This window comes from Flavobacterium aureirubrum, assembly GCF_038739835.1.
Classification (GTDB): domain Bacteria; phylum Bacteroidota; class Bacteroidia; order Flavobacteriales; family Flavobacteriaceae; genus Flavobacterium; species Flavobacterium aureirubrum.
Genome location: NZ_JBCGDO010000020.1, coordinates 40,601 through 55,705 on the forward strand (window position 1 = coordinate 40,601; position 15,105 = coordinate 55,705).

Genomic DNA, 15,105 nt, shown 5'->3' on the forward strand with positions numbered 1-15,105 from the left:
ATGTATAAAGTTTTTGTCAACGACAAACCCCTTTTTTTAACAAATGAAATCGCCAAAGAGACCGATTTTCAGCTGTTTTTGCTAGAAAGTGTTGATATTGAGCAAATCATCATCAAAATATTTCAAAACAAAATTCAGAAAGCCTATTTGTATTATCCTGATGAAAAAGCTATTTTAAAGAAGGTAAAAGCGAAAATACCCGTTTGTAAAGCCGGAGGCGGACTAGTTTATAATCAAAATGGCGACGTACTATTCATTTTTAGAAACGGAAAATGGGATTTACCCAAAGGCGGTATCGAAAAAGGCGAAAGTATTGCTGAAACTGCCCTACGAGAAGTAGAGGAAGAAACAGGAGTTTCCAATCTAGTATTGTCGCATAAATTGCAAAAGACCTATCATATTTTTAAGCGCAACGGAAAGTATAAACTAAAAGTGACCCATTGGTTTGAAATGCACACCAACTTTGAAGGAAACCCAATTGGCCAAGCCAACGAGGGCATTGAAAAAGTAGCATGGCTCAATCCAGAGCAAGTGAAAGACGCTTTGAAAAATTCGTATGAAAATATCAAACTACTTTTTGAAGAAGAGCTCAATCTCAATAAATAGTGTTTTACTTCACAACCCGATAAATGGGATACTGTAAGTGCGCTTTTTCATAATGAGGTGAGTTTTTGTAAACCCAATCCAATTGTGCTTCAGGATTTTTAGCAAAATTGGGGTCGTTTTTTTTCTTTTCTTCCAATTGCAATCGTAAATCGGGATTTTTATTCAAGAAATCACTGGCCAAATCCTCAAATACATAACTCGAGTAGCCTTCTTTTTGTTGAAGTATGGTATCGAAAAAATTCCAATTAAAAAAACTGTCTATGGCTTCAGGTTCTAATGTTTCCAATAGGTATTTCACTCCTTTTTGATTGGTGCTTACTAAATAATCGCCTTTTTTGAAAGCTATTTTTTGTGTAGTTGCAGTAACCTTTGTGTTGTAATGTAAATAATGGCCTTCGTAGGCATTTTTACTCGTTTGATAATCGGCAATTTTATAGCTTTCAACTTCAATTATGGTATCATTTGGCAACTGCGAATAGTGAACCTTATTGTTTTTTAACAAATCAATAATAGGCCATTGTCCTTTTGGGATGAGGTAAAAGCGAGGAATCAAGATTTCTTTCACCGATTTATATTCGGCCAAAAATGGAATTTTTTTATCAAATGGTTTTTTTGTGTCATAAAACAAACGTTCTCCTGTGGTAACATCACTTTTTTTATAATTGCCTTCATAGCCTAAAAAAGAGATTGGCGTTACCTGTGTGGTATCAATTTTCCATTGAATAGTATAGCGCTTTCCTGCTTGAAATTGGATTTCATTTTCCAGTTGTTTTGCTTTAATGCTAATGGCTTTAATGGCGGTGGTTTCGATGGCGGCAACCATAAAATCGTAGGTCACTTTTACGCGGTCGTTGTAGTTTTTGAGCATGTGTGTTTCCACGACATAACCAAGGCAGTTAAATAGCGAAGTATAACCTGTTGCATACCGCGGACTATCAAAAAACTGCTGAAAACCTTGATCAGGTGTGCCGTTCCATACGTTAACATAAGGAGTGGCAGGTATTTTTTTATCTTTTAATTTTTTAAGTAAATCAGGCGTAAAATCATTTTTTATAAAGTCGCCCAGCGCACTGCCTAACTTTTTTGGTTCGGTCATTATGTAGGTTAATGTATACTGATAGTCAGCGCCATTACTCACATGATTATCAATGAATACCGCAGGTTTTACCGAATGAAAGATTTCAACAAAACTTCTAGTGTTCTTGGTATCCGATTTGATAAAATCGCGGTTCAAATCATAGTTTCTCGCATTGCCACGAAAACCATAGTCTTCAGGACCATTTTGATTAACTCTCGAAGTGCTATTTCTATTTAGACTACCACCAATATTGTACACCGGAATAGCTACTACCACAATGTTATTGGGAACAATTATTTTTCCAACTGCAATATCCCTGAATAGTTGCATGGTAGCATCAATGCCGTCAGGTTCGCCAGCGTGAATGCCGTTATTTATTAAAAGTACTGTTTTGGATTTTGATATTTTGGCAAAATCAAAGGATTTATCGCTGTTGTAAATAACAATATGTAAGGGTTCGCCACTATCGGTTAGGCCCATTTCTTGCATTTGAATGGTTTTAAAATTAGCGTCTAACTTTCGGTAAAAAGAAATCGTTTCTTCATAGGTTACTGATTGGTTGCCGTTGCCTTTTTCAAAAAAAGTTTGAAAGTTATTTTGAGCTTGGCACAGCGTTATTGCACCTACAAAGAAAAAAAGGAGTGTAAACGAACGCATGGATAATTTAGTTTTGTTTTCAGATATAACACTATTCAGCAGCTAATGTGACATAGCGATAAGCTTAAAAAGTAAGAAAACCGGTTAAAAACTGCGGTCGATTTTTGCTAATCGACTGCTTTAAATTGTTTCATTTCTTCAATCGGTTCAATGCCGTTGTAATCTTTCCAAATTTTTGGGTCATACGATTTGAGGTTGATAAATTTAAAATCCTCTTCGGTTACTTTTGCTATAAAAGCTTCAGTACTTTCGGAGCGATTGATGTTAAGGTATTCTCTTTTTTCGTTGGTATTTCCTTCGATCATTAAGTCAAAAGCTACAACATCTTTGTCTTTATCAGTTAATTCGATAAACTTTAAAGGTCGGTTTACGTAGATATATTGTCCAGCTTCGTGCGCCGCATATTGCAAGTGATAACCCGTTCCCACAGGACTATTTTTATAAATAACCGTTCCTGTACTCACATTTTCAAAAGCTTTAACACCAAGCAGAAATTTCAAATTAATACCACTCACTTTTTTACCATCTTCTAGTTTATAATCAGCTCTTATCACAGCAAAATCTGACTCGGAAATGTATAATTTACCTTTATATTTTGCCCTGCTTTTTTTGGGCGTAAAACTCAAAACATACACAAATTCGTTTTCGTTGGTGTAGGTAGCGCGTTCAAAAATGTAATTATAGGCTTCAGGATCATGAATGAAACTAAATTTTGTGATATTCGTAATACTATTTTCTAATAAAAAAGAGGATATATTAGATTTGGTCGCCGTTTGCTGATTTGATTTAGTTTTGTTGTTTTTCTTTTTGTTAAAATCTTTGCGAAGCGAAATAGTATCTCGCGAACCAAAAAGCCCACTTTTTACTCGGTAATATTTTGTCGTGTCAAGGTGCGTTAAAATAATATCAGTAGCCGATTTTTGTAATTCTTCTAATGATGTGGAACTATTTTCATTTTTAAGTTTGGTCGCTTTTAAAACCTCTAGTTTAGATAAATAATAAGGTTTATCATCTTTCGTGGTAAGGTAGGAGTAGTTATTACACAAGATATCGGTGTATTCACGTGGTGGTTGCGAAATTAATTTTGAGGTGAAAGCGGTCATTTGTGCGTTGGCTTTTTTTAATGCTTCTTTCGAAAATCCAGAAGATTTATCAATTTCTACATCCAAGACTGCGGGTTTGAAATTGTTGATTTCTCTGAAAAAAATCAGGTCCTTTTTCGGAACGCTGTTTTTAGCATAATTATTTTTAATATTGGCTTTTACATTGGCTATTATTTCATAAGGGTTTAGTTTTTTATTGGAAACATTTACTTCATTAAGTTCGATAATTCCCGCTTGAAGCCTGATAGTATTTTCTTGTTTTACAAGTGCTTCCACCGAAAGTTTTTGACTAACGTAGCCAATATAAGAGATGATTAAGATGGTACTCGCATCACTGCTTTTTTCAGACAACGTAAATAATCCTTCAGCATTGGAAACCAGATTTTCAGCATTGTTTACGATAATGGTGGCATAAGGAATACTTTCTCCTGTTTGAGAGTCAATTATTTTTCCCGAAATATTTTGGGCTACCGAAATTTGAAGACAAAAAAGTAACATTATACTAAATGACGAGTAGTTGATGATTTTCATATGTTATTGTTGTTTTAGAAATAAAAAGTAAAGCCAAAATATAGAAACATTTTAACGGCTCATGATTTTTAACTCAAATTTGGGAATAGCTTGTTTTACCGAAATCAGTTTATTTGTGAGACTTCACTATTACTGTACTGGGAACTAAAACGGTATAATCACCACCGTTTCTAATAACATCTCGAACTATAGTGGAACTGATATAGGAAGTTTTGGCGGCAGTTAGTAAAAAAACAGTTTCTATTTGAGAGAGCTTTCTGTTTGTATGTGCAATGGCTTTTTCAAATTCAAAATCGGCTGGATTTCGCAACCCACGCAAAATGAATTCAGCGTCTAACTTTCGACATAAATTGATTGTCAATCCTTCATAAGTGATCACTTTTACTTTTGGTTCGTCCATGAAAGCGTCTTCAATGAATTTTTTTCTTTCTTCCAAAGTAAACATGTATTTCTTATCGGCATTGATTCCAATAGCTACAATTACTTCATCAAATAGTGAAACACCTCTTTTAATGATATCAAAATGACCTAAAGTTATTGGGTCAAATGAACCGGGGAAAACTGCTTTTCTTTTCATTGTTGATAGTATTGATTGAATCTTTAGGTGATTTCCAAACAAGCTATTTCAGCATATTCATTAGCGGATATAAAATCTGAAATAATTGTATTTTTTTTATTGATTAAATCGGCAATTATACTAGTATTTGTATTTCCTATTCGTAGCCAAATTATTTTTGGAGGATGTCCTTTAATATTTGCAACATCAAAAAAATCAGAGTCAAAGGTAACAATCGTATAATTATTTTTTTTGGCAAAATTCCAAATTTCAATATCAGAATAATTTTCTATTCCGAGTTGTTTGACTTGCTTAGCTTCAGGAAAAGTTTCTTTAACTTTTGAAATAATTCTGAAGGATATATTTTGGTCAAAAAGTAGCCTCACGATGCAATTCGCGTTTTATGTTCTTTGTCTGCTGCATAGGAGAGACATGCTTTTATCTGGTTCTCGTTAAGCTCCGGAAAATCATCAATAATTTCCTTTATCGACAGCCCATTAGCTAACCAATTTAGAACATCATAAACACTTATCCGAGTTCCAATGATGATTGGCTTTCCAAATCTAACTTCAGCATTTATAGTAATGTAGTTTCTGTAGTCAATCATAATTTTACTTTTTACAAAGTTAACTAAAATATAATTACTGCTTCAATGCCAATTCTAAGGCATTGGTAAATAAATCAGTAAGTGAAATTCCCGCTGCTGCAGCTTGTTGTGGAATTAAGCTTTCGGTGGTTAAACCCGGAATAGTATTCATCTCTAGCATATGTGGTTCGTCATTAACGATGATAAACTCACTTCTAGAAAAACCGCTCATTTTCAATACTTCATATGCTTTTTTGGCTACAGCCGAAACTTTTTCTGCCATGGCTGGTGAAATTCTAGCGGGTGTAATTTCCTGAGATTTTCCAAGATATTTGGCTTCATAATCAAAGAAGTCATTTTCTGAAACAATTTCTGTTATGGGTAAAACGGTAATCGCTCCTCTATAATTGATTACACCAACCGAAACTTCGGTACCATCCAAAAAACTTTCAATAATGATTTCGTTGTCTTCTTTGTAGGCAGTCGCTATAGCAGGTAAAAATTCGTCTTTCGATTTTACTTTCGAAATTCCGAAGCTAGAACCCGATTTGTTGGGTTTTACAAAGCATGGTAATCCAATTGTTTTTAAAATTTCATCTACATGAATTTCGTCTCCAAAATTCAAATAGTAGGAAGTGGCCGTTTTGATACCATAAGGCTTCAAAACCGACAATAAATCACGTTTGTTAAAGGTTAACGCTGCCTGATAATAATCGCACGAACTTTGCGGAATTTCTAGTAATTCAAAATAGGCTTGCATCAATCCGTCTTCACCTGGAGTACCATGTATTGCATTAAAAATCACATCAAAAGTAATTTTTGAACCGTTTACAGTCACCGAAAAATCGTTTTTATCAATAGGATATTCAATAGTATCATCATCAACATAAACCCATTTTTCTTTAAAAATATGAATGCGATATCCGTTGAATTTTGTTTTATCTAAAAATTGATAAACCACATTCCCGCTTTTGAGAGAGATTTCATATTCACTGGAATATCCGCCCATGATGATGGCCACTTTTTTCATAGATAATTGTTGTTTTTGGTAAGGATTATGTTTAACAAAATTATCATTTTTTTTCAAACCAATAACCTTTATGTTTTTTATATCTTTGCTCAAATTAAAATTATCTATGAGTTTACGTTCGTATTTAACCAGCAAAGTATTTTTTGCACAAGTATTGGCAGCTATGGCGATTTTTGCTGGGGTTGCTTATCTTTTTTTTCATTGGTTGACCTACACAACGCGTCACGGACAAGAAATAGCAGTGCCTGATTTAAGTAAACTATCGGTCGAACAAGCCGAAGAAAAGTTAAGCGCTGTAGATTTGGATTATATAATTTTGGACACGGTAGACTTTAAACCCGAGTTTCCTAAATTAACGATTGTAGAACAAGAACCAAAAGCAGGAGCAAAGGTTAAAGAAGGAAGGAAAATTTATATCAAGATCAATGCATCAACCTATACCATGGTTACCGTTCCCGATTTAATTGAAAAAACCTATCGTCAAGCAGTGCCGACACTTGAAGCGGTTGGTTTACAGGAAGGAACTATAATTTATAAGCCCTATTTAGGAAAAGACATGGTACTGGAGATTAGAATGAACGGAAAAATTTTGAAAGCAGGTGATAAAGTATTAAAGTCATCAAAAATAGATTTAGTACTTGGTGACGGAAAAATTACATTCGAAGAAACTATTGACTCAACAGCGGTTGACTCCACTGAAATTATGCCTACCGATGAGCCATAACGAAGAAATTTCAGAATTAGAAGAAGAATTATTTGAGCACCATCGATTTGTTTCTCCCAAAGGACAATCGTTGCTTCGTGTAGATAAATTTCTGATGTCGCTGGTTGAAAATGCTACGCGTAATAAAATCCAACAGTCGGCAGAAAAAGGAAATATCTGGGTGAATGATGTGCCGGTAAAATCGAATTATAGAGTTAAGCCGTTTGATGTGGTGCGTATCATGTTATCACATCCTCCATTTGAAAATCATATTTATCCCGAAAATATTCCTTTGGACATTGTTTACGAAGACAATGCTTTGTTGGTTATCAATAAACCAGCAGGATTAGTAGTGCATCCCGGTCACGGAAATTATACAGGAACTTTAGTGAATGCATTGGCTTATCATTTCGAAAATTTGCCATTAAACTCAAGTGAGCGACCAGGATTAGTACATCGAATTGATAAAGACACTACGGGATTATTGGTCGTTGCTAAAACAGAAGCTGCTATGACGCATTTGGCTAAGCAATTTGAAGATAAAACTACCGAACGCGAATACATTGCTTTAGTTTGGGGAAATGTGAAAGAAGATGAAGGAACAATCGTAGGTAATATTGCACGTCACGTGAAAGATAGAATGCAAATGGCTGTTTTTGCCGATCCAGAAATCGGAAAACATGCAGTTACTCATTATAAAGTTTTGGAACGTTTTGGATATGTTACTTTGGTTTCGTGTAAATTAGAAACAGGTAGAACGCATCAAATAAGAGTGCACATGAAACATATTGGTCATACCTTATTTAATGATGCGAGATATGGTGGAGATTTAATTTTAAAAGGCACCACTTTTACTAAATACAAGCAATTTATAGACAACTGTTTTAAAACATTGCCAAGGCAAGCGTTACACGCAAAGACACTTGGTTTTGTACATCCTACTACAAACGAATTTATGCGATTTGACACTGATTTGCCGCAAGACATGAAAGGCTGTATTGAAAAATGGCGAAGTTATTCACACTCACATACCACTGAGGAAGAGTAATAAAAAAGTCCCAATTTTCATTGAGACTTTTAGTATCTTATACTATTTTTTAAATTTTATCTGCAACCGGTTTTTCGGCAACAAAAACGTAGTAAATACCCACCAAAATAAAAGGGATACTGAGCCATTGTCCTGTGGTAAATAGACCAAAAGTTTCTTCAATGCCGCCTTGACTTTCCTTTACATATTCTACAATAAATCGTACAGACCAAAGTAAAATTAAAAAATAACCAAAAAGTAAACCATGCTTTTCTGCGGTTTTAGTTTTCCAATACAAAAAGAAAAGAATAAGGAAAACAATTACATACATACTTGCTTCATACAACTGCGCTGGATGTCGATACGGAATTTGATTTAAAATATCTACAAACTTAGGGTCATTTTGAATGAGATTGAAAGCTTCATTTTTATCGGGATTGTTTGTGATTTGAAATAAACTATGCGTATCCCAATAGTCATCTTCTCTAAGAAATTTCACCGCATAAAAATGATCTTTTGAAGTAACATGACCGTATATTTCGGAGTTGAAAAAATTTCCAATTCTAACAAAAACAGCACCACTTGCAACTGGAATTACAACTCTATCTAAAACCCAAAGAATAGGTCTTTTAATAACTTTAGTACTATAAAAATACATGGCTACAATAATTCCGATAGCAGCACCATGACTGGCTAAACCTTGAAACCCTGTAAATTCAAACTCGGGACTAAACCGGAAAGGCAGTAAAATTTCTAATAAATTGTTGCGATAATATTCCCAATCGTAAAAAAACACATGTCCTAATCTAGCACCTACTAAGGTTGCTACCACAGTCCAAATAAATAAAGTGTCTAGTTTTTCTATGGGTTCATTTTCTTTTTTAAAGATATGTTTCATAATATACCAACCTAGACCAAAGGCAATTACAAACATTAAGCTGTAATATCGGATAGTAAAGAAACCTATATTTATTCCTTCTGATGGATTCCAAATCATGGTCAATTCTTTTATTTGATTAAAGATTAGATGTAAAAATAGTTAATTGTTGCAAAAAGCAGACAAAATAGGATCAAATTCTTTGGTGCTTACATTTTTTCTCTGGCACAGGATCGTAACCATTTTTTCCCCACGGATGACAACGCGCAATTCTACCAATACCCAAATAAGTGCCATAAAAAACGCCATGTACTTTTAAAGCTTCAATAAAATAACTGGAACACGTAGGCTGAAATCGGCAAGTAGAAGGCATTAAAGGAGAAAGTACAATTTTGTAAAAATAGATTAAGAATAAAAAGGGCGCTATGATAATTTTCTTTAACATCGAACTTATGAAATGCTAAAACTAGTTCCCTCTTTACCGTCTTTTAATTGTATTCCTAATGCCAAAAGGTTGTCACGAATTTCATCCGATAATTGGAAATTTTTATTCGCTCGAGCTTCTTTTCTCATCGTAATAAGCATTTCAACAACACCTTCTAATTTGTCTGCATTATTGGAACTATTTCTTTCATTTTTAATGCCAATAACATCAAATATAAAAGTATGCAGTGTTTCTGACAGCATTTTTAAATCATCGGCGTTTAAGCTCTCCTTTCCATCGTTAACCACATTGACAAATCGAATACCTTCAAATAAATTAGCAATCAAAATAGGCGTATTAAAATCGTCATTCATGGCATCATAACAGTCTTGTTTCCAGGAATGCAAATCAAGTGTGGAAGTATTGCTAGGTTGTAAATTTTTCAGAATTTCCAATCCTTCCATCAAGCGGTTGAAGCCCTTTTCAGCCGCAACAATGCCATCGTTGGTAAAATCAAGAATGCTTCTGTAGTGTGCTTGCATCATAAAAAAGCGCGCCACATTGGGTGAAAAAGCTTTACTTAAAAAAGGGCTACCACCATTGTAAATTTCGTCAGGAAGAATATTATTTCCAGTCGATTTCGACATTTTTTTACCATTTAGTGTCAACATATTGGCGTGCATCCAATAGTTAACAGGACTATGACCAGTGCACGCTTCATTCTGAGCAATTTCACACTCATGATGTGGAAATTTCAAATCCATCCCACCACCGTGAATATCAAAAGTTTCTCCCAGATATTTGGTGCTCATTGCAGTACACTCTAAATGCCAACCCGGAAAACCAATTCCCCATGGCGAAGGCCATCTCATAATATGTTCGGGTTCGGCTTTTTTCCAAAGGGCAAAATCTTGAGGATTCTTTTTATCGCTTTGACCATCCGTATCGCGCGTATTGGCTAACATTTCGTCAATATTTCTGCCGCTTAACTTTCCGTAATGATTGGTTTCATTAAATTTTACCACATCAAAATATACAGAACCATTGGTTTCATAAGCAAATCCCTTATCGATAATTTGCTTTACGATTTCAATTTGTTCAATGATATGACCTGTGGCTGTAGGCTCAATACTTGGCGGTAAAAAGTTAAATTGTTTTAAAACATGATGAAAATCAACGGTATAACGTTGTACAATTTCCATAGGTTCTAGTTGTTCGACACGCGCTTTTTTGGCAATTTTATCTTCTCCGTCATCCACATCGTCCACTATATGCCCCACATCGGTGATATTGCGTACATACCGTACTTTATACCCTAAATGTAGCAAATATCTAAAAATCATATCAAACGACATAAATGTTCTAACGTTCCCCAAGTGAACATTGCTGTACACGGTCGGACCACAAACATACATGCCTACGTTGCCCTCATGAACCGGCGTGAAAAGTTCTTTTTGACCCGTGAGCGAATTGTATATTTTCAAAGAATTATTTTTAATAAGTTGCATTTTTTTTTGATTTATTCTAAATTTATTTCAGAAGCTATTTCCTGCTTTTCGTTACCATCTTTTCTTTAAAAAAGAAAAGAATCTTCACTGCAAATGTAATTCATTGAACTACGATAAAAGATTAAAGCAGTGTGAAGTAATCAGGGCTAATTAATATCGGTTACTGTTAAAATTGAGTATCAAATTTCACGTAATCCAAAAACTCTCTTTTAGTTTGTTCATTCTTAAATTTACCACCAAATTCAGAAGTTATCGTACTACTTTCTATATCACGAATTCCTCTTGAATTGACACAAAGATGCTTAGCATCAATAATGCAGGCCACATCTTCGGTGTTTAAAACCTTTTGCAATTCCTGCACGATTTGCATAGTCAATCGTTCTTGCACCTGCGGTCTTTTGGCATAATAATCAACAATTCTATTCATTTTTGAAAGACCAACAACGGTACCGTTGGATATGTAAGCTACATGAGCTCTGCCCACAATGGGCAATAAATGATGTTCACAAGTAGAGTAGAGGGTAATGTTTTTTTCTACTAGCATCTCGCCATATTTGTAGTTGTTTTTAAAGGTAGAGGAATTGGGTTTTTTATTAGGATGTAAGCCGCCAAAAATTTCTTTTACAAACATTTTCGCCACACGGTTGGGAGTGCCTTTGATGCTGTCATCAGTCAAGTCCATACCAAGTGTTCTCAAGATGTTCTCAACATCCGCTTTTATGAGTTCTATTTTTTTTTCATCTGATAATTCAAAAGCATCATTTCTTAATGGGTTTTGCGCGCTCGTGGCAATATGATTATCTCCTAATTCATCACTATTATAATTGTTATTTATCATTAATTTCTTATTTAATTGCGGTTTGTTTTAAGAATACAAATATAATTAATTAAATCAAACTCTTGTGAAGTCTATTTTCATTTAAAAAAAAGTAAATTTTAAGTTAATTATTTGCTAAAATTATGTACTTTTCGCTCCTTAAAATGCTATTAAAATGAAGAAATTTTATATCTTTTACATATTTATTACTCTTTTAACCACGCACTTAGCTTTTAGTCAAGGTGCAAATTGTGCTGCTAGTGATGCTTTTTGTGCGGGTGGATCGGCATTAACTTTCCCAAATTCAACTGGTACAGCTGCTGAAGCGGGTATTGATTATGAGTGTTTGGGAAGTCAGCCCAATCCTGCATGGTTCTACATGCAAATTGGTGTTGCGGGAACTATTAATTTCCAAATTTCACAAGCTACTAATGCCGGTAATCCAATTGATGTAGATTATATTTTATGGGGACCTTTTTCGGGACCTGTATGCGGACCAGCAAATTTAAATCCAACCACAAGTGTTAGCTGTAGTTTTTCTGCGGCTGCCGTGGAGAACTTTACCATAGCTAATGCTGTGGTTGGGGATGTTTATGTTGTTTTACTTACCAATTTTAGTGGACAAGCGGGTAATATCACCGTTACACAAACAAATGCAGGACAAGCAGGTGCAGGTGCCACTGATTGTAATATTATTTGTCCGCTTTCATTAGCCAATCAAGTGATATGCCCCGGTGGACAAGCCATATTAACAGCAACAATTGCAGGGGCGACAAGCTATCAATGGTCTTCTTCTGTAACAGGTCCAATCCCTGGAAATACGCAGTCCATTGCGGTTACGCAGCCAGGAACGTATACTGTTGTTGTTAATAAACCAGGTTGCGTTGCCAATGCCACTGCCACTGCAACAGTTTCTTTTAGTGCTCCACCACCTATAAATCCTCCTACAAATTTAACGCAGTGTAGCAATATTCCAAGTTTTAATCTTAATACTGCTGTGGCCAATATTTTTAATGGTACAGGTTTAACGCCAAGTAATTATGAAATATTTTTTCATACCACTGCTAATGGTGCTCAAAATTTAGATAATTCCATTCCAAATGCTGCATCTTATGTTGCACCTGCTGCGGGTGCCACTATTTTTATGTCAGTAACCGATAATGGTCCTACTTCTAGTGGCTGTATATCTGTATTTACATTTACTGTTGGCTACATAAATTGTAACGCCACTCCGGTACAACCACCCAATTTAACCTTATGCGAAAGTGCCTTGGGTAGCGGAACGGCATCTTTTAATTTTGCGCCCCAAACAGCAATTGTTCTTGGGACCAATAATCCAGCCGATTACATAGTAACCTACCATCTAACGCAAGCTGCTGCTGATAATGATACAGGTGCTATTAGTCCAATTAGTGCTTTTGTGAATACATCCAATCCCCAAACCATTTTTGTGCGATTAGAGGAAATTGCAAACCCATTGACTTTTGGTACGACTACTTTTCAACTAATTGTAAATCCATTGCCTACGGCAACTATTTCAGGAACCACTGCGATTTGCTCTGGTACCAATGCCGTAATAACGTTTAATGGTACGCCCAATGCAACAATTACCTATACTGTTGATGCAGGTGCTAATCAAACTATTGTTTTAAATGGCACTGGCACTACTACTGTAACTACTCCTAATCTTACCGCAAATTCAGTATATAGTTTGGTAAGTGTTACCAATACTGCAACTTCTTGTTCAAGAGTTGTTACAGGTACAGCAACTGTGACGGTTCGTTCGTTGCCAACAGCTTCTATTACTGGTACAACAACAGTGTGTCAAAATGCCGGAAATCCCTCTGTAGTTTTGACTGGTGCTAATGGAACAGCGCCGTATACTTTTACTTATGCTATTAATAATGTGGTGCAACCTACTATAACAACAACTTTGGGAAATAGTATTACTTTAAGCGTACCTACTTCTGTTCCTGGTACATTTACATATTCTTTAGTAAGCGTTCAAAGTTCAGGAACACCATCTTGTTCTCAAAATCAAACAGGAACGGCTATTATCACTGTTAATCCATTGCCTACAGCAACAATATCAGGAAGTGTGGCTACTTGTTTAAATGCAACAGCACCACAATTGGTATTTACAGGAGCTAATGGCGTTGGACCTTATACTTTTGTGTATACTATAAATAATGCTATTCAGGCACCGCTAGTAACTTCTGGTGGTGGAAATACGGCTGTAATTAATGTGCCAACGTCCTCTTTTGGTACGTTTACCTATACTTTAGTTAGCGTTCAAGAAGGAAGTGCCTCCACCTGTTCCCAGCCACAAACGGGTTCAGCAGTAGTAACGGTAAACACCGCACCAACGATAGTTACTCCTAGTCCTTTAGTAGTTTGTGATGACAGTAATAATAACGACGGGATAGCATGTTTTGATTTGACGACTAAGATAAATGAGATAACTGGTGGCAATCCAAATATCGTTGTTGAGTTTTATGAAACTACTGCAAGTGGTTTTGCTCAGTCGAGTCCATATTGTAACTTGAATAATGCTGGAATATTCACACTAGATGTAAGAGCCTATTTTGTGGGATCTCCCAGTTGTATTTCCACGACGTCATTACAATTGATTGTCAACCCATTGCCATTGGCCAATCCAGTAATAACAGATTATGCGTTGTGCGATACCAATAACCCAGGAGACGACACAGAACCATTCATATTAAACACCAAAACAGCCGAAATAGCCAACGGACAAACCAATGTAGTGGTTAGCTATTACGCTACCCAAGCCGAGGCTACAAGTCAAAGTAACCCACTACCAAATACGTATACCAACACCAGCAATCCACAACAAATATGGATTAACATCCGCAACACGACAACGGGATGCAACACGGTAAGCTCGTTTAATTTAGTAGTCAATCCATTACCCCAAGTAACGGCACCAGCCACGATATTCCAATGCAGCAACGGTGTAAGCACCCAAGCATTGTTTGACCTTTCTATAAACGAAGACGTAGTTACCGGCGGTGTTACTGGGCTAATCATTACCTACCACAACACCCTACTTGATGCACAAAATGAAACCAATCCGATACAAACCCCGCTAACCTATACAGGAACAGACAATGAAATTGTGTACCTGCGCGTAGAGAATACCACCACAGGCTGTTATGCAACTACCACACAATTATTGCGTGTTACCCAAGGACCATTGGCTGTAACCCCACAACCGTTGCGTTACTGCGACCCAAACAACGATGGCTTTGGTGTATTTGATTTGAATAGTGTTATCAATGAGATAGCAGGAGGAACCCTACCCGCAGGCGTTTCAGTAAGTTTTTACGAAACAGAAACCAATGCGCTAATAGGAGCCGTACCGCCATTAAGCAGTCCTTATGAAAATATCGAGCCCAATGTACAAACATTGTATGTACGAGTATTTTTCACCCTAACCGGTTGCGCTAACATTGTCCAACTCCAACTAATCGTTGACCCGACACCCGAAGCCACGACCCCATCGCCTTATGCTTTGTGTGATTACACCGGTATTGCGGGCTTTGAGACCTTTGATTTAACCACTACCATCCCAGAAATAC

The 15,105-nt window shown here is 36.0% G+C and carries 13 protein-coding genes and 1 pseudogene; 4 read left to right on the forward strand and 10 right to left on the reverse strand.

The features are described from left to right. Window positions 1–606, forward strand: coding sequence for an NUDIX hydrolase (locus tag WFZ85_RS13075; RefSeq protein WP_342696744.1), 606 nt, complete (start codon window positions 1–3; stop codon window positions 604–606). A 4-nt stretch (window positions 607–610) separates the two neighbouring features. Here the strand turns inward: WFZ85_RS13075 and WFZ85_RS13080 are convergent, their stop codons facing one another. From WFZ85_RS13080 to WFZ85_RS13105, 6 genes are all read right to left on the reverse strand, one after another. Next, window positions 611–2,341 carry a M14 family metallopeptidase gene (locus WFZ85_RS13080; RefSeq protein ID WP_342696745.1) on the reverse strand — a complete coding sequence of 577 codons (1,731 nt, stop codon included), beginning with the start codon at window positions 2,339–2,341 and terminating at the stop codon, window positions 611–613. A gap of 107 nt (window positions 2,342–2,448) precedes the next feature. Next, complete coding sequence (locus WFZ85_RS13085) at window positions 2,449–3,975, reverse strand: carboxypeptidase-like regulatory domain-containing protein (RefSeq protein ID WP_342696746.1); 1,527 nt, start codon at window positions 3,973–3,975, stop codon at window positions 2,449–2,451. 109 nt (window positions 3,976–4,084) lie between these two features. Next, window positions 4,085–4,552 carry a pantetheine-phosphate adenylyltransferase gene (gene coaD, locus WFZ85_RS13090; RefSeq protein WP_342696747.1) on the reverse strand — a complete coding sequence of 156 codons (468 nt, stop codon included), beginning with the start codon at window positions 4,550–4,552 and terminating at the stop codon, window positions 4,085–4,087. Window positions 4,553–4,575: 23 nt separating this feature from the next. Beyond that, on the reverse strand, window positions 4,576–4,917 hold the full coding sequence (locus WFZ85_RS13095) for a DUF5615 family PIN-like protein (protein WP_342696748.1): 342 nt from the start codon (window positions 4,915–4,917) through the stop codon (window positions 4,576–4,578). Next, a complete protein-coding gene (locus WFZ85_RS13100; RefSeq protein WP_342696749.1) occupies window positions 4,914–5,138 on the reverse strand; it encodes a DUF433 domain-containing protein in 225 nt (74 codons plus the stop codon). Before WFZ85_RS13100 ends, WFZ85_RS13095 begins: the two co-directional genes overlap by 4 nt. Before the next feature lie 34 nt (window positions 5,139–5,172). Next, window positions 5,173–6,147, reverse strand: a complete 975-nt coding sequence (locus WFZ85_RS13105) for a D-alanine--D-alanine ligase (RefSeq protein ID WP_342696756.1) — start codon at window positions 6,145–6,147, stop codon at window positions 5,173–5,175. Window positions 6,148–6,253: 106 nt separating this feature from the next. Between WFZ85_RS13105 and WFZ85_RS13110 the strand changes: the two genes are divergently transcribed. Next, a complete protein-coding gene (locus WFZ85_RS13110; RefSeq protein ID WP_342696750.1) occupies window positions 6,254–6,871 on the forward strand; it encodes a PASTA domain-containing protein in 618 nt (205 codons plus the stop codon). Further along, window positions 6,861–7,898: an RluA family pseudouridine synthase gene (locus WFZ85_RS13115; protein WP_342696751.1), complete on the forward strand. Its 1,038-nt coding sequence runs from the start codon at window positions 6,861–6,863 to the stop codon at window positions 7,896–7,898. Before WFZ85_RS13110 ends, WFZ85_RS13115 begins: the two co-directional genes overlap by 11 nt. A 49-nt stretch (window positions 7,899–7,947) precedes the next feature. Here WFZ85_RS13115 and lgt read toward each other — a convergent pair whose 3' ends face one another. The 4 genes from lgt to folE all read right to left on the reverse strand — a co-directional run bounded on the left by lgt (window position 7,948) and on the right by folE (window position 11,524). Continuing rightward, window positions 7,948–8,874, reverse strand: coding sequence for a prolipoprotein diacylglyceryl transferase (gene lgt, locus WFZ85_RS13120; RefSeq protein WP_342696752.1), 927 nt, complete (start codon window positions 8,872–8,874; stop codon window positions 7,948–7,950). 73 nt (window positions 8,875–8,947) lie between these two features. Continuing rightward, window positions 8,948–9,199 (reverse strand): membrane protein insertion efficiency factor YidD, encoded by a 252-nt coding sequence (gene yidD, locus WFZ85_RS13125; protein WP_342696753.1) that lies wholly within the window; start codon window positions 9,197–9,199, stop codon window positions 8,948–8,950. Between the two features lie 5 nt (window positions 9,200–9,204). Continuing rightward, window positions 9,205–10,686: a cysteine--tRNA ligase gene (gene cysS, locus WFZ85_RS13130; RefSeq protein WP_342696754.1), complete on the reverse strand. Its 1,482-nt coding sequence runs from the start codon at window positions 10,684–10,686 to the stop codon at window positions 9,205–9,207. Between the two features lie 166 nt (window positions 10,687–10,852). Continuing rightward, a complete protein-coding gene (gene folE / locus WFZ85_RS13135) occupies window positions 10,853–11,524 on the reverse strand; it encodes a GTP cyclohydrolase I FolE (protein ID WP_342696755.1) in 672 nt (223 codons plus the stop codon). Window positions 11,525–11,678: 154 nt separating this feature from the next. On the opposite strand from folE, the pseudogene WFZ85_RS13140 reads away from it, so the two are divergent. Further along, window positions 11,679–15,105 (forward strand): annotated as a pseudogene (locus WFZ85_RS13140) (hypothetical protein); the annotation flags it as partial.

Coding starts and splice junctions, on each gene's coding strand:
- WFZ85_RS13075 (WP_342696744.1), top strand. CDS start 1: ATGTATAAAGTTTTTGTCAACGACAAACCCCTTTTTTTAACAAATGAA.
- WFZ85_RS13080 (WP_342696745.1), bottom strand. CDS start 2,341: ATGCGTTCGTTTACACTCCTTTTTTTCTTTGTAGGTGCAATAACGCTG.
- WFZ85_RS13085 (WP_342696746.1), bottom strand. CDS start 3,975: ATGAAAATCATCAACTACTCGTCATTTAGTATAATGTTACTTTTTTGT.
- coaD (WP_342696747.1), bottom strand. CDS start 4,552: ATGAAAAGAAAAGCAGTTTTCCCCGGTTCATTTGACCCAATAACTTTA.
- WFZ85_RS13100 (WP_342696749.1), bottom strand. CDS start 5,138: ATGATTGACTACAGAAACTACATTACTATAAATGCTGAAGTTAGATTT.
- WFZ85_RS13105 (WP_342696756.1), bottom strand. CDS start 6,147: ATGAAAAAAGTGGCCATCATCATGGGCGGATATTCCAGTGAATATGAA.
- WFZ85_RS13110 (WP_342696750.1), top strand. CDS start 6,254: ATGAGTTTACGTTCGTATTTAACCAGCAAAGTATTTTTTGCACAAGTA.
- WFZ85_RS13115 (WP_342696751.1), top strand. CDS start 6,861: ATGAGCCATAACGAAGAAATTTCAGAATTAGAAGAAGAATTATTTGAG.
- lgt (WP_342696752.1), bottom strand. CDS start 8,874: ATGATTTGGAATCCATCAGAAGGAATAAATATAGGTTTCTTTACTATC.
- yidD (WP_342696753.1), bottom strand. CDS start 9,199: ATGTTAAAGAAAATTATCATAGCGCCCTTTTTATTCTTAATCTATTTT.
- cysS (WP_342696754.1), bottom strand. CDS start 10,686: ATGCAACTTATTAAAAATAATTCTTTGAAAATATACAATTCGCTCACG.
- folE (WP_342696755.1), bottom strand. CDS start 11,524: ATGATAAATAACAATTATAATAGTGATGAATTAGGAGATAATCATATT.